The organism is Kitasatospora sp. NPDC059973, assembly GCF_042737525.1.
Lineage (GTDB): Bacteria > Actinomycetota > Actinomycetes > Streptomycetales > Streptomycetaceae > Kitasatospora.
The window spans coordinates 1-16,902 of sequence record NZ_JBHWUI010000015.1 but is presented as its reverse complement, the minus strand read 5'-3'; the positions used below and the strand labels follow the sequence as shown (position 1 = coordinate 16,902).

Here is a 16,902-nt window from a genome sequence, read left to right as displayed (position 1 = left end):
GCCCCTGCCGGCCCTGCCGCCCCTGCCGGCCCTGCCGGCCCTGCCGGCCCGACGGTCCGGCAGGGGCGGTTTCGGCCATCCGGGGCCGGAGCGGCGCAAGAGGCACCCTTGTCGCCGCGGGCCGGGCGGCTGTTCCATGGCGGCATGGTCCGAAGCGAGCTCGTTCTGATGACCGATCACAGCTCGACCGAGGGCAGCCGGGAGATCCTGTCGACCGCCGTGCGGGAACTCACCGGCCGGGCACCCGTCCTCCTCGACGCCCGGCACTTCATGACCGGCGGCACCGGCCGGATCTCCGGTTCCGGCTCCGGTTCCGGTGCTTCCGGCGCGGGCGGCGGCCTCCGGCTGGAGGTGCCCGGCGAGGGCGTCGCCGTGACGGCCGGGGCGGTGATCGTCTACGAGATCCCGCCGCACCGGCGCCGCGACTTCGAGCAGTGCCAGCGCCTGCTCGGCGCCCACGGCGCCCGCTCGCTCGGCACCGACGTCGACGCCTGGCGGGTGGCCACCGAGAAGGACCGCACCGTCGAACGGTTCACCCGGGACGGCATCGCGCACATGCCCACCGTCGCGTTCTCCCGGCCCGCCCCGGGGGCCGTCGCCGAGGCCTTCGACCGGCTCGGCGACGACGTCTGGGCCCGGCCGACCGTCGGGATGGGCGGCAACGACGTCTTCCACCTCACCACCGCTGCCCAACTCGCCGCCGCCGCCCGCTACTACGCCGAGGCGGGGGCCGACTGGCTGATCGCCCGCGACGCCCGGAACTTCACCGCGGACGGCCGGCGCCACCAGTACCGGGTGGTGGTCCTCGACGGACGCGTGGTGCGCGCCGTCGAGCACGTCCAGCCGGACCCGGACGCACCCTGCAACGAGAGCCGGGGGGCCCTCTCCGCCGTCCTGCCGGAAAGTGAACTGCCGGCCGGCCTAGCCGAGTTGGCGATCGCCGCGACCAAGTCGCTCGGCCTCCCGCTGGCCGGCGTCGACCTCGCGGCCGAGAGCGGCGGCGTAGTCTTCGAGGTGAACGTCCACCCGCAGTTCGGCACCGTCGGCGGCCTGGAGTCGACCGCCGTCCCGTACGTGGCCGCGCACCTCTAGCCGGGGCCGGGGCGCCACTGCGGGCGGGGCCCTGGTCGGAGGCACGGGCGCGCGGGTACTAGACTCGGGACAGTTGTGCAGGCACCTCGTTCGGTGAGGCGTCGCCACGGACACAGGCCACTGACCCCACGACGTCGAGAGACGCCCAGGTTCAGGACAGGTCTCCCCGGCCTAAGGGGTGACCCCAAGTGGCTGCACCCCCGGGTGCTACGCCGTGGCGTGCCAAAGCTCTGACGAGATCAGGGGTGCCCACCCGTTCCCGCAGGGCAGCCGTGCCCTCGGCCGTACGGCGTGGCTCGCTCCCTGATGGCCCGGTAACGGCGACCCGGGGTACGGGCGCCCCGACGGCGAGGAGGTGAGAGCTGTGGATCCCAGTAGTCCGGGCCGAAGTCGGCCCTGCCCCGGCACCGCCCCCTCTTCTCCTGGCCCCCGGCACCCCTCCTCCCGTACCGCTCCCGCTCCCCGCCGCCGCACCGCCCGTCGCTGACGACGGGCCACCGCGCGGCCGGGCGCCGTGCGCGGTGGAGGCCGGCCGGGCGCCTCCCCACCCGCCCCGGCTTCCCGCGACCGACGTCCAGGAAGCGCGGCGGACACCGAACCGTGGAGGTACCCCGCCATGTCCGACTGGCGTGTGCGCGCCGTGCGCGCGAGCAAGCGTCCGTTCTCCCGCTCCGACAACACCGCCCCCGGCGGCGAGGTCCAGCCGGCGCCCGAGCACTCGATGGACCCCCGGCCCGACCAGCCGGTCGAGCCCGTGGCGCTGGAACGCTCCGTCGTGGAGGCCGCCGTCTACCGCGACGGCCGCCGGGTCGAGCCGCCCGCCAGCCTCGCCGACATCTACCGCCAACTGCCCGCCAAGCCCGGCACGATGGCCTGGATCGGGCTGTTCCGGCCCGCCGAGGCACAGCTGCTGGAGGCCGCCGAGCGGTTCAACCTGCACGAGCTCGCGGTCGAGGACGCCATCGTCGCCCACCAGCGGCCGAAGCTGGAGCGCTACGGCGACACGCTGTTCGTCGTGCTGCGCGCCGCCCGCTACCTGGACGATGTGGAGGAGGTCGACTTCGGCGAGGTCCACCTCTTCGTCGGCCCCGACTTCGTCCTCACCGTGCGCCACTCGCAGGCGCCCGACCTCTCCGCGGTGCGCCGCCGGCTGGAGGACGACCCGGAGCTGCTCGCCCTCGGCCCCGAGGCCGTGCTGTACGCGGTGCTGGACGCGGTGGTCGACGGCTACGCGCCGGTGATCGCCGGTCTCCAGCACGACATCGACGAGATCGAGACCGAGGTGTTCGGCGGCGACCCGCAGGTCTCCCGGCGCATCTACGAACTCTCCCGCGAGGTGATCGAGCTCCAGCGGGCCACCCGGCCGCTGCTGGAGATCATGAAGAGCCTGGAGGCGGGCTTCGGCAAGTACGGCACCGACGACGAGCTCCAGCGGTACCTGCGGGACGTCGCCGACCACGCCACCTACGCCGCCGAGCGGGTGGACGGCTTCCGGCAGATGCTGCAGAACATCCTCACCGTCAACGCGACCCTGGTGTCGCAGCGGCAGAACGAGGAGATGAAGCAGCTGGCCGAGGCCGGGCACATGCAGAACGACGAGATCAAGAAGATCTCCTCCTGGGCCGCCATCCTGTTCGCGCCGACCCTGATCGGGACCGTCTACGGCATGAACTTCGAGAAGATGCCCGAGCTCAAGTGGGCCTTCGGCTATCCGTTCGCGATCGGCCTGATGGCGCTGGTCTGCGTGAGCCTCTACTTCATCTTCAAGCGGCGCGACTGGCTGTAGCGGGGGAGCGGGACGGGGACCCCCGGGCGTACGGGGACCCGACCCTGGGCGTACGGGGTCGGGACGCCGGGCGTACGGGGTCGGCCGTTCCGGCGTACGGGGCCGGCACTCCGGGCGTACGGGTCCGGGACTCCGGTGTAGGGGACCGGGCCGGTGCCATCCCTGCGGGGGATCCGGCACCCCGCCGATCGGCGCGCGCCCGGTGCTTGGTGTGCATGCTAGCTTCCGGGCCATGGGATCACGTGGGTCACGCGCGGCCGCGGCGCAGCAGGCGATCGAGGGCGTAAGGGAGTTGGCCGGTGCGGGGCTGACGGCCGAGCAGGTGTTCCGGCGGGCCGACGAACTGCTGCGCGACGTCCTGGAGTACGACGCCGTCTGCTGGCACACCGCCGACCCGGCGACCGGTCTGGTCAACTCCGTCCTGAGTGACGACCTCAGCCTGGACTCCTTCGAGAACGCCGTCCGGCTGGAGGTGTGGGCCGACGACCCGGCCACCTTCCCCAGGATCCGCCGCAGCGGCGTCCGGGCCGAGACGCTCAGCCGGGCGACCCAGGGCCGCCCCGAGCGTGCCGCCCGCTTCCGTGAGCAGATCGCCCCGGCCGGGTTCGGCGACGAGCTGCGCGCGACCTTCGACGCGCACGGCGGGATGTGGGGCTGCGCCGCGTTCATGCGGGCCGCCGACCGGGGGCACTTCCTCGGCCGCCACCGCGAGCTCGCCGACACCGCCGCCCGGCACCTGGGCCACGCGCTGCGGGCCTGCCACCTGCCGCCGGGCGGCGGGGCGGACGCCGACGCTGGACCGGCCGTCGTGGTGCTGGGCCCGTCGAACCGGCTGGTCGCCCTCTCCGGCCCGGCCGAGGAACTGCTCGCCCGGCTGGCCGACCCGTCCCGCACCTCGCTGGGGCTGCCGACCGCCTTCGCGATGGCCGCCGAGCAGGCCAGGCGGACGGCGAGCGGGCTGCCGGTGCCCCAGGCGAAGATCCGCATCCAGTCCCGCGACGGCCGCTGGTACGTGCTGCACGGCTCGTCGCTGCAGGGCTCGGCGGCCGACGAGGTGACGGTGGTGGCGACCGCGGCCACCCCGGCCGACGCGATGCCGCTCTACCTCTCCGCGTACGGGCTGACCGCGCGCGAGCAGGAGGTGGCCCTGCTGCTGGTGCGCGGCTGCGACACCCGGGACGTCTCACGGCTGTTGACGATGAAGCCGTACACCGTGCAGGACCACCTCAAGTCGGTGTTCGCCAAGGCGGGAGTGGCCAGCCGCCGCGAGCTGATAGCCCGGATCATGCTCGGCGGCGGGCACTGAGCGGGGCGGCGGGGCGGGCGACGGAACCCGGTCGGCCGATGCCCGTTTGACAAATCCCCTTGCCGGAGCGGCAGATAGGAGCCATGGCCGACCACCCCCACGACAGCGTCCACCCCACCGCAGACCCCACCGCGGACCCCGGCGGCGCCGCCGGTGACGACCTCGCCGCGGTCCTGACCACGGTGGGCCCCCGCCTGCGGGCCCTGCGGCGCGAGCGCGGCAGCACCCTGGCCGGGCTGAGCGCGGCCACCGGGATCTCCCTCAGCACGCTGTCCCGCCTGGAGTCCGGTCAGCGCAAGCCGACCCTGGAACTGCTGCTGCCGCTCGCCCGGGAGTACCGGGTGCCGCTGGACGAACTGGTCGGCGCCCCGGCCACCGGCGACCCGCGGATCCACGCCCGCCCGTTCAAGCGCTACGGCCAGACCTTCATCCCGCTCACCCGCCACCTCGGCGGGCTGCACGCCTACAAGCACATCATGCCGCCGGGCCACGGTGCCGGCCCCGAGCTCGAAACGCGGGTGCACGAGGGCCACGAGTGGGTCTACGTGCTCGCCGGGCGGCTGCGCCTGCTGCTCGGCTCGCAGGACCTCGTCCTCACCGCCGGGGAGGCCGCCGAGTTCGACACCAGGACCCCGCACGCGTTCGGCAACGCCGGGCCGAACGCGGTCGAGTTCCTCAGCCTGTTCGGCGCCCAGGGCGAACGCATCCACGTCCGGGCGAAGCCGGGAACCCCCGTGCGTTAGCTGTCGGCGGGGTTCCGGTCGGGGCCCCGCGAGGCGGTGCGGAGGGGGCCGGGGACGAGTGTCGAGGAGAGCGCGGGGAGCGGCACGAGCGGCGGTGTCCGGAGGCGCCGCGGCCGTCTCCCCGGGGTCCGGGGGGACGGCCGCGGCGCGGGGGCGCTCAGGACTTGAGGAACTCCAGGAGGTCGGCCTCGAAGGCGGTCCGGTACGCCCCGTGCAGACCGTGCGAGCCGCCCGGGTAGACCTTGAGGACGTTGTTCGGGACGAGCTCCGCCGCCTTCAGCGCGGCGGCCGCGATCGGGACGATCTGGTCGTCGTCACCGTGCGCGATCAGCGTGGGGATGTCGATGCGCCGCAGGTCCTCGGTGAAGTCGGTCTCGGAGAACTGCCGGACGCACTCGTACGCGCCGCGCGCGCCGACCTGCATGCCCCAGAGCCAGAACGCCCGGCGGATGCCCGCGGCGCCGACGAGGTCCGCGTCGGGGCGGTCGAACCCGTAGAAGGACTCGCTGAGCTCCCAGTAGAACTGCGAGCGGTTGCCGTCGACCCCGGCCCGGATGTCGTCGAAGGCGGCGAGGGGCGTGCCCTCGGGATTGCCGGGGCCCTGAAGCATCAGCGGCGGGACGGCGCCGAGCAGGACGGCCTTGGCGGCCCGGGCCGACCCGTGCCGGCCGAGGTAGCGCGCCACCTCGCCGCCGCCGGTCGAATGGCCCACCAGGACGGCGTCACGCAGGTCCAACTGCTCGATCAGCTGGGCGAGGTCGTCGGCGTAGGTGTCCATGTCGTTGCCGTGCCAGGGCTGGTCGGACCGGCCGTGGCCGCGCCGGTCGTGGGCGATCGCACGGAAGCCGTTCCCGGCGACCAGCCGCAGCTGTTCGTCCCACACGTCGGCGTTCAGCGGCCAGCCGTGGCTGAAGACGACGGGGCGGCCGCTGCCCCAGTCCTTGTAGTGGATCCGGGTGCCGTCGCTGGTGGTGATGGTGGGCAAGGGGGCTCCTTCGCACGGGATGCGGGACGGGGAGGAGGTGGGGACAGGGCGAGGTCGGGGCGCGGTCGGGGCTTCGGCTGTCCCCGGGGCCGGTCGGTCGTGCGGGTCGGTCGTGCGGGTCGGTCGTGCAGGTCGGGCGGCCCGGTGAGGGATGACCGCGCACTCCGCCGACGCTAGGCCCGGAGCGGGCCCGCCGCCCCGCGAACGTGACGCTCCGTCAGCGTGTCGGCCGGGAACGTCGGCCGAACGGGTGACCGAGGACGGGGCCGAGGCAGCCCGGGCCCGCCCGGTCGACGGTTCGGCGACGGCCCCCGTCCGGAGCCGGACAGCTGCCATCGCGCCTGGTGGGCAGCGGTCCGCCGGGCGTCCGGGCCGTCCTATGCTGGCGGGATGACCGAACTTCCCGGCTTCGCCGCGCTGCTGGCCCGACTGCTGGACCACCGGGGCCCGGAGCCCGCCGAGTCGGCCCGCCGGGCCGGCGTCACCGACGCCGAGCTGGCAGCGGTGCTGGACGGCGCCGCGCCGGATCCGGCGCTGCTGCGCCGACTCGCGCCCGCCCTCGGCCTGGACACCGCCGACCTGTTCGAGATCGCGGCGCTGCCGCTGCCGGCGGACCTCGCGCCGGCCGGCGGGATGGCCACCACCTCGATCGTCGGCGTGGTGCGGTTCGGCATGGTGCTGCCGGCCGACCGGCGGGCGGAACTGCGCTCCTTCGTCGCCTCGCTGCCGCCGGCCGACCGGCCGGGGCGGATCGAGGGGCTGCCCGCCTCGGCGCCGGACCCGGCCTCCGCCGGGAACCTGCTGATGCGGATGGTCGCCACCCGGAACCTCGGGTGGACCGGAACCACGAAGATCTTCCACCTGCTCACCGGCCGGTACTGGATGTCCGACGCGTACGGGCGGATCTCCTCCGGGGCTGACGCGCCCACCCCGGACCTGGTCGCCGACTTCGCGCTCGTGCTGGGCATCCCGGTGGGCGACCTCGCGGCGCTCCTCGGGATGCCGCTGCCGCCGGAGCTGCCCGGGCCTGACGCCGCCGTCGCGGACGCCGCCCTGCTGCTCCGGGGCCTGCGGCGGCTGGGCGTCGCGCAGCTGCGCGAGGCGGAGGACCTGGCGAGGGCCCTGCAGCCGTCCTGACCGGTGCGGCCCGCCGGTGGCGCGGACAGCCGGTGGTGCGGTCGGCGGGCGGTGCGGAACACGGATGATCCGGGCAGGCTCCGGTACGGATCCTCTACAGCGCTGTAGAGTCGTTCGGGTGGCGACTACGCCCGGTCGCGCGGCCGTCCCGTCGGGGAGCCGGCGACCGCACCGGAACGGGAGGGCGCAACCGTGGTGGAAGGTCGGGGCATGCCCGTACTCGAAGGCAGGCGCGAGGCACGGGACGGAACAGACCCGCGCGGAACAGGACCGGGCGGACCGGGGCGGGGTGAACCCGGGCCGGACGGACCGGAGCGGGACGCACCGGAGCGGGGCGCGGGCCCGGTGGACACCGAGGTGGAGTGGGTCTACCAGCCGGTCGAGGTGCACTTCGACGACGACCGATGGGCCCTCGGGCGGATCAGCGGATGGTGGCAGGACGCGGGCGGACGGCGCTGGTGCCGGTTGAGGGTGGCCCGGAGCGGTCACCCGGCCCGCTGGGAGCCGTTCGACCCGGCGCGGGTGGTTCTGCTGCCCGTCGGCGGACTCTGAAGCCCCGTCGGGGCGGTGCCGCCCGGGCCCGGACCGGGCCGCGGCAGGCCACTTGCCCGGGATTGGCCCTGGCCCCGGCGGAGCGGACCGGCCGAGGATGAGCGGTATGAGCGATTTCGACAGCGCGCTGCGCCCCGAGAGCCGGATCGTCCACCCGCCCGTCCCGGAGGTGACCGGCAGCCGCCCGATGGGAGTGCCGCTGCACCAGAGCCACCTGTTCGCGTTCGAGGACAACGACGCCCTGACGCGCGCGTTCGCCGGACCGGACGAGGCCTTCCTCTACAACCGCTACGGCAACCCGACGGTCCGCTCGCTGGAGCAGGCGGTCGCCGGGCTGGAGGGCGGCGCGGGCGCGATCGCCACCGCCTCCGGCATGGGCGCGATCAACACCGTGCTGCTCGCACTGCTGAGCTCCGGCGACCACGTGATCGCCCAGCGGAGCCTGTACGGCGGCACCTTCGCGATGCTCGCCGACCTCGCCCGGCGCTGGGGCGTGGAGGTCACCCACGTCGGGGGCGACGACCCGGAGGAGGTGCGGGCCGCACTGCGCCCCCACACCCGCCTGCTGCACCTGGAGACGATCTCCAACCCGACCACCCGCGTCACCGACCTGCCCGGGCTGATCGGGGTCGCCCGGGAGGCCGGGGTGCTCAGCGTGGTGGACAACACCTTCGCCACCCCGCTGCTCTGCCGGCCGATCGAGCACGGCGCCGACATCGTGGTCCACTCGGCCACCAAGTACCTCGGCGGGCACTCCGACGTGCTGGCCGGGATCGCCGTCTTCGCCGACCCCGAACTCCACCGCACCGTCTGGCACTACGCGGTCGAACTGGGCGCCTCGGCCGACCCACACAGCGCCTGGCTGACGCTGCGCGGCCTGCAGACCCTGGCCCTGCGGGTGCGCCGGCACTGCGAGACCGCCCGGGAGCTGGCCGGCCGGCTGGCCGGTCACCCGGCCGTCACCGGCGTCCACTACCCGGGCCTGCCCGCCCACCCCGACCACGAACTCGCCCGCCGGCTGCTGCCGGAGGGCCACGGCGGGGTGCTCGCCTTCGACCTGGCCGGCGGCCGGGAGGCGGCCCGGGCCTTCACCGAGTCGGTCCGGCTGGCCTCGCTGGCCCCCTCGCTCGGGGGCGTGCACACCCTCGTCCTGCACCCGGCCAGCACCTCGCACCGCCAGCTCGACGACGCGGAACTGGCGGCGGCCGGCATCGGCCCGGGCACCGTCCGGGTCGCCGTGGGCATCGAGCATCCCGAGGACCTCTGGGCCGACCTGGACCAGGCGCTCGCCAAGCTGTGAGCCCGACGGCCGTGCGGCGGTGCGGCCGGGCCGAGCGCGTGCGGCGCGGCTGAGAGCAGGTCGTCCGGCTCGCCGGCGGCGCGTGCGGCGCGGTCAGGCCCCGGGTGCGGGCGGCTGCTTGAGCTTGGCCCAGACGACCTCCAGGGCCGCGATGTCCGCGTCGTCGAGCCGGTCGTCGAAGGCCTCGGCCAGGACGGCGCGCCGGGTGGCGTCGGCGGCGGCGAAGAGCCGGCGGCCCTCGGGGGTCAGGGTGATCCGCACCGAGCGGGCGTCGACGGGGGAGGGGACGCGCTCGACCAGGCCGCGGGCCTGGAGCGAGTCGGCCACCCGGGAGACCTGGCTCCGGCTGAGCAGCGTCTTGGCGCCGAGGTCGGAGGCGGCCACCGGCTCCTCCTGCCCGTGCAGCCAGAGCATCACCTCGAACCAGGAGAGCGGCAGGTCGTGGGCCTTGCCGAGGGCCTGGTCGACCTTGGCACTGAGGGTGGTGCCGGCCCAGACGAGCCCGTAGAAGGCGTGGTCGCGGGCGGTGAGCTCGCCCAGGGTGAGTTCGGTACGCGCCATGCCGACACCCTACCCGTTTGCGTGTGCGCACACACGGATCTATGGTGTGTGTGCACGCACACAAATCCGAGCCGTCGGGAGCACCCTCATGACCACCGCCCGCATCGCCCTGATCACCGGTACGTCCTCCGGCATCGGCCTGGCCGCCGCCGTGGCCGTCGCCCGCGCCGGGCACCACGTCGTCGCCACGATGCGGGACACCGGCCGCTCCGGCGCGCTGCTCGCCGCCGCCGAGGCGGCGGGCGTCGCCGACCGGATCGAGGTGGCCCGGCTGGACGTCACCGATCCGCGGTCGGTCGAGGCCTGCGTGGCCGGTGCGGTCGCCCGGCACGGGCGCCTCGACGCCGTCGTCAACAACGCCGGGGCCGGCTACGTGGGCACCGTCGAGCAGGACGGACTGAAGCCGGTCCGGGCCACGATGGAGGTCAACTTCTTCGGTGTCGTCGACGTCACCCGCGCCGCGCTGCCGCACCTGCGGGCCGTCGGCGGCCGGGTGGTCACCGTCACCAGCGTCGGCGGCGTGGTCGGGCAGCCCTTCAACGAGGCCTACTGCGCGGCCAAGTTCGCCGTCGAGGGCTTCATGGAGGCGCTGGCGCCGGTCGCCGCCACCGTCGGCGTCAAGGTCACCGTCGTCGAGCCGGGCGCGGTGGCCAGCGAGTTCGTCGCCAGCCAGGGCCTGGACATCCCCGCCCTGCTGGCCGCCGCCGGCCCCTACGCCCCCGCGCTGGACGCCTACGCCGCCCGCACCCGGGCGGCGTTCAGCCGGGCGCAGACCCCGGAGCAGGCCGCCGAGTCGGTGGTGGAGGCGCTGACCGCCGAGCAGCCGCCGTTCCGGATGCAGACCTCCGAGACCGCCCGCGCCTTCGTCGGCGCCAAGCTCGCCGATCTGGACGGCTCCGCGGTGCAGGAGCTCACCGGTGGCTGGGTCGGCTGACCGCCGCCGGGGCCGCCCCCGCACCTCCTCTGGTTGAGGACATGCCAGGTCAGCGAGGTGCGGAGCGGCACGTGCCTCCGAGAGGTTCCAGCCGATGGACGGATTGACGACCGGTCATACTGGGCGAGGCCTGAGCGCAGGCCACAGGCGTCGACGACGGCGCCGAGCACGCCCCAGACCGGAGGAACCGATGAGCCGCCACCTGCCGACCACCGTTCCGCCGGGCGCGACGCCGGCGCAGCCGTGGAACCGGCAGCGACTGCGGAGCAACAACGAATGGCTGCTGCTCGAACTGCTGCGCACCGGCGGTCCCTCCTCACGCGCCCAGCTCGCCCGGGACACCGGGCTGTCCAAGCCCACCGTCTCCGCCGCCCTGGCCGCGCTGGAGCAGGCCGGACTGGCCCGCGAGGCGGGCCGGTTCGTCCCCGAGCGCGGCCGGACGGCGGTGCTCTACGAGCCGGACCCGACGGCCGGCCACGTACTCGGCGTGGACATCGGCCGGGGCTGGCTGCGGGTCGCGGTGGCCGACCTCGCCGGGCGGATCGTCGCCCGCCGGGACGTGCCCAACAAGGGCCGCTCGGCCAACGCGGTGGCCGACGCCGTGGTCGCGGCCGCCCGGGAGACCGCTGCCGAGGCGGGGCTGGCGGCCGGCGACATCGTGCACGCGGTGATCGGCACCCCGGGTGTCTGGGACGAGCAGCGGCGCGGCGTGCGGTACGCGACCAGCCTGCCCGGCTGGGGCAGACGCGGTCTGTTCGACCGGATCGCGGCGGGACTGGAGACCGCCGTCACCGTCGGCAACGACGCCAACCTCGCCGCCCTCGGCGAGTTCACCCTCGGCGCCGGGCGGGGCAGCCGGATGTTCGCCTACCTGCTGATCGGCACCGGCCTCGGCGTCGGCGTCCTCAAGGACGGCGAACTGCTCTCCGGCGCGCACGGCGCGGCCGGCGAGGTCGGTCTGGTGCCGCTGCCCCCCGGAGCCGACGGCGGGCCGGGCCGGACGATCGAGCAGGAGGCCGGGGCCGACGCGGTGGTCCGCACCGCACTGGGCCTCGGCATGCGCGGCCCGCTGACGGCCAAGCAGGTCTTCGACGCGGCCCGGGCCGGCGACCCGCTCGCCGCCCGCGCGGTCGAGCGCGAGGCCGAACAGCTCGCCTACGCGATCGCCGTGCTCGCGGCCGTGCTCGATCCGGACCTGGTGGTGCTCGGCGGCGGCGTCGGCGGCAGCGCCGACCTCCTGCTGGAACCGCTGGAGCGCGAGCTGCACCGCCTCACCCCGCTGCGCCCCAAGCTCGCCCCGAGCGGGCTGGGGGAACAGGCCGTGCTGCTCGGCGCCGTCGCCACCGCCCTGGACACCGCGCGGCCCGAGGTCTTCGAGCGCCGCTCGGCCCTGGCGGACCACGGCGTGCCGCTCTGACGGACCGCGGCCCCGCCGCTCCGGCGGACCGGCCGGCCTGACCGCCGCGCCGTGGCCCCGGCCGGAGCGGCCCGGACCACGGCGGTGCCTCCCGGTCAGCAGCTGATGCTGCCCCGGCGCAGCGCGTGGCCGCCGGTGTTGCTGTCGTCGGCCCAGTAGACGGGCTTGGCGCCGGCGGTGCACTCCCCGGCGCCGGCCAGGGCGAAGCCCTCGTTGTTCAGGTTGGCCAGGCCGCTCGGCCGGTTGAACACCGCGGTGGTGACGAAGGTGCCGCCCGCGCCGACCTGCATCGTCCGGTGCTGGCCGTCGCAGGTGTCGTCGCACACCACCCAGAGCCGGGAGGCCTGCGGCTCCCACTGCAGCTCCATGACCCCGGCCATGCCGCTGCCGAGGGTGGCCACCCGGGTGAACGCCCCGCTGTCCTGGAGGACGAAGCCGTAGATCTGGCCGCCCTCGACGCCGACCAGGAACACCCCGCCCCCGTGCGCGCCGTACCCGGCCGGGTCGTAGGCCGCGTGGGTCGACTCGTCGGTGAACCCGGCGCCGGTCAGATAGCCGTCGGGGATCCAGGTGATGCCTTCGAGCCCGAGGTTGGAGCCCACCGACGGCAGGGCGGAGGTCAGGTTCCACTCCTTCGCGGCGGTCAGCGTGGTGCCCGTGCCGCTCACGTCGTATCGCAGGACGGAGAGCCTGCTGGTGCCGGACGCGTCGCCGTTGCGCTCGCTCGCGACGAACACGCCCCCCGAGGCGCCGGCGCCGGTGAGGGTGACGCCCTCGCTGTCAGGGGTGCCGGAGCCGCCCGGGAAGCGCAGCTTCTTGCCGGCCGTCCAGCCGTTCGCGGTGTCCGGCTTCCACCCGCCGGACCCGTTCGGCACCAGCCGCCACAGCTTGCCGGAGTTCTGCGCCCCCCACAGCACGCCGCCCTCCTGGTAGAGACCGCTGAGGTCCGACCCGAAGACGTTGGAGGCGTCGGCGTTCGCCACCGTCCCGCTGCCCGGCCAGGCCACCGGCGAGGTGCCGCCGGTGCTGCCGCAGGCGTTCGCCGCGCCCAGGGTGAGCGCCGCCTTGCGGAAGGCGCCGGTGCCGTCGGGGCAGCGCGACCAGGACGGGGCGGAGTGCTCGCTCCAGCTGAAGCTGTCGACCAGGGTGCTGCCGTTCGGCAGGTACAGCCGCGCCTTGTCGGAGGAGCCCAGGCCGAACGCGCCGTGGACGTCGAAGGCGCGGAACCCGCCGGGGGCCAGCGTGGTGCCGGCGGCGATCGCGTACTTCGAGCCGTTGTCGTCGTCCTTGAGGATCCAGCCGGAGACGTCCACCGCGGTGGTGCCCTTGTTGTAGAGCTCGACGGAGTCGTCGACGTCCCCGGTGGTCACCACCTCGTTGATCCGGATGTCGTCGGTCGAGGCCGCGCGGGCGGGCGAGGCGCTCAGCAGCCCCGCCGGCCCGGCGGCGGCGACGAGGAGGAAGGCGAGGCTTCGGCGCCAGCGCGGTACGCGCGATTCGGTCACGATGTCCGTCCCGGGATCGTCCTGTCAGGGTGTCACCACCCTTCCGCCACCGACCCAACGGGTGCCCGCCGCCGGGCGAGCGCCGTATGAACAGCGGACGAACCGCCGGGCGCGGCCCGGGTGGCGGGAGACCGGGTAGGTCGTACCTCCCACTGTTCCCCTCGCCGCCCCCGTGAACCGCCCCTCCCGCGGGCCCGGGCTCCGGCGGGGGCGGGAGCACCCCCGGGGCGCCCGGGGCCGGTGGGGTCCACCGTGGCGGGCAGCGGCGTCCGTGGGCATCCTCTCGATGTCCAAAGCCCTTACACATCAAGGAATATGAGGTAGCGTCATGGGTTCGGCACGACCGATCCGGAGGTCCGGCCGGCCGGGGCAGGGGTGGGAGCGGCCGGGGGAGCGCATCGGGCGGGCCGCGGCCTTCGCGATCGGTTCGCCCCGTCGGCGGCACGGATTCTTCGAGGGGCTGGATGGACACGGTGGACTGGTCGTGGGTCGGCCGGGCACGCGAAGGCGTGCTCTGCCACGGACGGACGGGTGACCGGCCGTACGCGGTTCGCCTCCCGGAGGTGCTCGCCCCACCCGCCGGCCCCCCGCCCGCCGAACTGACCGGCCGCGACGCGGAGCTCGACGCGCTACGCACCGCGCTCACCGCCGACGGGCACCCGTGCGTGGTCGTCACCGGACCGCCGGGCGTCGGCAAGAGCGCGCTGGCGCGTCGGACCGGCCACGCCCTCCGGTCCGACGGGCACTTCCCGGGCGGCCTGCTCACGATCGATCTCCACGGCTCCGACCACGTCCGCCGTCAACTCCCCGGACGTGCCCTCGGCCTGGCGCTGCGCGCCGCTGGGCTGCCGCCCGAGCACATCCCGCCCGGGCCGGCCGGCCGGGCCGCGCTGCTGCACCGCACCCTGGCGGCCTACGCCGACCAGGGGCGCCGCGTGCTGCTGCACCTGGACGACCCGGCCACCGACGACGACCTGGCCGCGCTGCTGCCCGCCCCCGGCAGGGCCGCCGTGCTGGTGACGGCGCGACACACCCCACGGGACGTGCCGGGCACCGTCCGCGGGCTGCCACCGCTCTCCACGACGGACGCCACCGACCTGCTGCGGACCGAGCTGGCCGCCCGCGGCGCCCGCGGGCCGGCCGACGCGGCGCACGGACTCGAACTGCGGCGCCTCGCCAAGGCCTGCGGCGGCCTGCCGCACGCGCTGCTCGTGGCGGCGGCCACCATGGTCCGGACGGGTACGACGGCGGCCGACACCTCCCGGGAGCTCGACCGGCTCCGGGCCGGTCTGGGACGGCTCGACGGACCGGTGCAGACCCTCGCGGCCGTTCACCTGCTCGCGCTGGGCGCGCTGGGCAGCGGGCCGGCCCGGCTGCTGCGGCTGACCCGGCTCCTCCCGGGGCCGGACTTCTCCACCGAGAACGCCCGGGACCTCGCCGGACCCTCCGCCGGGACGGTCGCCGCCGACCTCGCCGAGCTGCTGGCGGTCGGCCTGGTCGCGCCCGGCGGCGCTCCCGACCGGTGGCGGCCGACGCTGCCCGCCGACGACGACCTGCCGCCGGCCGTCCCGGGGACGCCCGCCGGCGCCGCCGACGAGGCCCGCGAGGCCCTGGAGCGCTTGGTCCGCGCCCACACCGAACGGGTCCGGGCCGCCTGCCTGCACCTGAGTCCCGGGCAGCCCGGCCACGGGGCCGACCCGCGCGCCTTCGCGGACCGCGCCGCCGCGCTCGCCCGGCTCGACGCCGAGCACCCGACCTCGGCGGGGCTGCTGCGCCGGGCGGCGACCACCGGCGGGCCCGACGCGGCGGTGGGCCTCGCCCAGGCGCTCGACCCGTACCTGGAGCACGGCCTGCACCGCGACGAGCTCGCCGACGCCGCCGCCCTCCTCCGGGCCCTGGCCGGTGAGCGCGGCGACCCCGGCGCGGAGTTGGCGGCCCAGGTGAGGTTCGGCCGGCTGCACGGCCTGGACGGGGACCACGAGGAGGCCCTGGCGGTGCTGCGCGGGGCGGCGGAGGGAGCGCGGCGGATCCGGCACTGGGAGGTCGCGGCGACGGCGCTGGCCGCCCTGGCCGAGGCCTGGCGGGCGGTCGGCCGCCCGGCGGAGGCGGCGCGGGAGGGCCGTCGCGCGGCCGCGATCGCCGCCCGGATGACCGGCGACGCGGAGGTCGACTACCGGGGGAGCCTGCACGCGGGGATCGCGCTCGCGGAGCAGGGGCGGGCGAAGGCCGCCGGGAAGGACCTGAGCCGGGCCGTCCAGGTGGCCGAGGCCGCCGGCGACCAGCTCCGCGCCGGCGTCGCCAACGTGCAGCTCGGCCTGGTCGGCCTCGACCTGATGGGCCGGGCGGTACCCGCCGGAGCGCTGTTCGCGCTCGCGGTGCACGCCTTCCGGGAGGCCGGCGACCGGCGCCGCGAACTCGTCGCCCTCGGCCTGGTCGGGCGGGCCGGCGGTGACCTGGGCCTGGGCCTCCTGGCCGAGGCGGCCGAGGGGCTGCTCGGACTGGGCGACGAGCTCGCCGCCCACCTGGTGCTGGAGGAGGCCGGTGACGCGCTGGCGGAGGCCGGACAGTACGAGCAGGCCGCCGCCGTCCACCGTGCGGTCGCCGAGTTCCGTGCCCGCGTCGGCGACCCGGCCGGCCGGGCCCGCGCCCTGACCGCGCTGGCGTCCTCCCTCGGACGGCTGGCACGCCACGACGAGGCCGTGTCCCGGGCCGCCGAAGCGGTCGCCGCGGCCCGGGAGAGTGCTTCCCCGGCCGTCCTGTCGGCGGCGCTGAGCGGCCTGGGCAGATCCCTGCACGACGGCGGGCGACCGCTGGAGGCCGTCGACCCGCTGCACGAGGCGGTGGCACTGGCCGCAGAGCAGGACGACGCGTCCGCCGAGGTGTGGGCGCTGGCCCTGCTCGGCTCCGCCCTCACGGTGGCGGGCCGGCGCACGGAGGCCGCCGCCGCGTTCCGGCGTTCCCGGGCGGCGGTGCGGCGCGTCCAGGAGCCGGTGCCCCGGGCCGCGGTCCACCCCGCCCGGCCGGATCGGCCGGCGGCGCCGACGGTCACGGTGGTGGAGGCGACGGTGCCCCCCGGAGCCGTCCCGCCGGGCGCCGCCGCCCGAGGGTCGCGGTCGGGCGGCGGTGCGGCGTCCGAGAAGGGTTCGCACCTCCGGCGCGCGTCCACCGCCTACGCCCAGGTGACGGTCCTGCTGGCCGTCGCGGCCTGGGCGGCCTTCGCGCCGGGCGGGCCCTGGGCCACCGCGGCCGCCGTCGTCACCGGAGTGAGTGCGGTGCTCGCCCTGGTGGCCGGGCTGGCCTTCCGGAACGCCGGCGGCGCGGACGTCGCGACGCCGGCCCAGGTGGCGCTGCAGGCCGTCTGGACGCTCCTGGCGGTGCCGGTGCTGCTGCTGCACGCGCTCTCGCTGATGCGCGGTGAACTGTTCCTCACCGGGCCCGTGCCGAGCCTGGCCGGCTTCGTGGCCTACCTCGTCCTGGCCGCCCTGGTCCGCCGGGCCGGACGGTTCGGCGCGGTGGCCCTCGGCGTGTAGCGGCGAGGGGCCCCCCGCCCCCCCCCGGCCCCCGGCCCCCGGCCGACTCAGCGG

Annotated in this window: 13 protein-coding genes and 1 riboswitch; of the genes, 10 read left to right on the top strand and 3 right to left on the bottom strand. The window is 76.0% G+C overall.

Going from position 1 to position 16,902, the window contains the following annotated elements; genetic code table 11:
- The first annotated feature begins 168 nt into the window (after positions 1–168).
- The 4 genes from ACFWA9_RS06745 (at position 169) to ACFWA9_RS06730 (ending at position 4,927) form a co-directional block, all read left to right on the top strand.
- Positions 169–1,092: a RimK family alpha-L-glutamate ligase gene (locus tag ACFWA9_RS06745; protein ID WP_380383803.1), complete on the top strand. Its 924-nt coding sequence runs from the start codon at positions 169–171 to the stop codon at positions 1,090–1,092.
- A 78-nt stretch (positions 1,093–1,170) separates the two neighbouring features.
- A riboswitch (M-box (ykoK) riboswitch) is annotated at positions 1,171–1,344 on the top strand.
- 364 nt (positions 1,345–1,708) lie between these two features.
- The gene (locus tag ACFWA9_RS06740; RefSeq protein WP_329491400.1) at positions 1,709–2,878 is read left to right on the top strand and encodes a magnesium and cobalt transport protein CorA; all 1,170 of its coding nucleotides are present in this window, start codon (positions 1,709–1,711) and stop codon (positions 2,876–2,878) included.
- 232 nt (positions 2,879–3,110) lie between these two features.
- The gene (locus tag ACFWA9_RS06735; protein WP_352290739.1) at positions 3,111–4,184 is read left to right on the top strand and encodes a helix-turn-helix transcriptional regulator; all 1,074 of its coding nucleotides are present in this window, start codon (positions 3,111–3,113) and stop codon (positions 4,182–4,184) included.
- 83 nt (positions 4,185–4,267) lie between these two features.
- Entirely contained in the window at positions 4,268–4,927 is a 660-nt protein-coding gene (locus tag ACFWA9_RS06730; protein WP_352290738.1) for a helix-turn-helix transcriptional regulator, read from the top strand.
- A gap of 157 nt (positions 4,928–5,084) precedes the next feature.
- Here the strand turns inward: ACFWA9_RS06730 and ACFWA9_RS06725 are convergent, their stop codons facing one another.
- Positions 5,085–5,912 (bottom strand): alpha/beta hydrolase, encoded by an 828-nt coding sequence (locus ACFWA9_RS06725; protein ID WP_352290737.1) that lies wholly within the window; start codon positions 5,910–5,912, stop codon positions 5,085–5,087.
- A gap of 390 nt (positions 5,913–6,302) precedes the next feature.
- Here ACFWA9_RS06725 and ACFWA9_RS06720 point away from each other — a divergent pair, with 390 nt between their 5' ends.
- The 3 genes from ACFWA9_RS06720 to ACFWA9_RS06710 all read left to right on the top strand — a co-directional run bounded on the left by ACFWA9_RS06720 (position 6,303) and on the right by ACFWA9_RS06710 (position 8,901).
- Complete coding sequence (locus tag ACFWA9_RS06720; RefSeq protein WP_380383798.1) at positions 6,303–7,049, top strand: hypothetical protein; 747 nt, start codon at positions 6,303–6,305, stop codon at positions 7,047–7,049.
- 345 nt (positions 7,050–7,394) lie between these two features.
- Positions 7,395–7,601 (top strand): hypothetical protein, encoded by a 207-nt coding sequence (locus ACFWA9_RS06715; RefSeq protein ID WP_329491405.1) that lies wholly within the window; start codon positions 7,395–7,397, stop codon positions 7,599–7,601.
- A 106-nt stretch (positions 7,602–7,707) separates the two neighbouring features.
- A complete protein-coding gene (locus ACFWA9_RS06710; protein WP_380383795.1) occupies positions 7,708–8,901 on the top strand; it encodes a trans-sulfuration enzyme family protein in 1,194 nt (397 codons plus the stop codon).
- 93 nt (positions 8,902–8,994) lie between these two features.
- On the opposite strand, the gene ACFWA9_RS06705 is transcribed toward ACFWA9_RS06710, so the two are convergent.
- Positions 8,995–9,462 carry a MarR family winged helix-turn-helix transcriptional regulator gene (locus ACFWA9_RS06705; protein ID WP_380383792.1) on the bottom strand — a complete coding sequence of 156 codons (468 nt, stop codon included), beginning with the start codon at positions 9,460–9,462 and terminating at the stop codon, positions 8,995–8,997.
- 88 nt (positions 9,463–9,550) lie between these two features.
- On the opposite strand from ACFWA9_RS06705, the gene ACFWA9_RS06700 reads away from it, so the two are divergent.
- Together ACFWA9_RS06700 and ACFWA9_RS06695 are read left to right on the top strand one after the other, a co-directional pair.
- Complete coding sequence (locus ACFWA9_RS06700) at positions 9,551–10,396, top strand: SDR family NAD(P)-dependent oxidoreductase (RefSeq protein WP_380383789.1); 846 nt, start codon at positions 9,551–9,553, stop codon at positions 10,394–10,396.
- Between the two features lie 190 nt (positions 10,397–10,586).
- The gene (locus ACFWA9_RS06695; protein ID WP_352290732.1) at positions 10,587–11,813 is read left to right on the top strand and encodes an ROK family transcriptional regulator; all 1,227 of its coding nucleotides are present in this window, start codon (positions 10,587–10,589) and stop codon (positions 11,811–11,813) included.
- Between the two features lie 95 nt (positions 11,814–11,908).
- On the opposite strand, the gene ACFWA9_RS06690 is transcribed toward ACFWA9_RS06695, so the two are convergent.
- Positions 11,909–13,321: a lamin tail domain-containing protein gene (locus ACFWA9_RS06690; protein WP_380383905.1), complete on the bottom strand. Its 1,413-nt coding sequence runs from the start codon at positions 13,319–13,321 to the stop codon at positions 11,909–11,911.
- A gap of 461 nt (positions 13,322–13,782) precedes the next feature.
- On the opposite strand from ACFWA9_RS06690, the gene ACFWA9_RS06685 reads away from it, so the two are divergent.
- Entirely contained in the window at positions 13,783–16,848 is a 3,066-nt protein-coding gene (locus ACFWA9_RS06685) for an AAA family ATPase (RefSeq protein WP_380383786.1), read from the top strand.
- Positions 16,849–16,902: the final 54 nt, after the last annotated feature.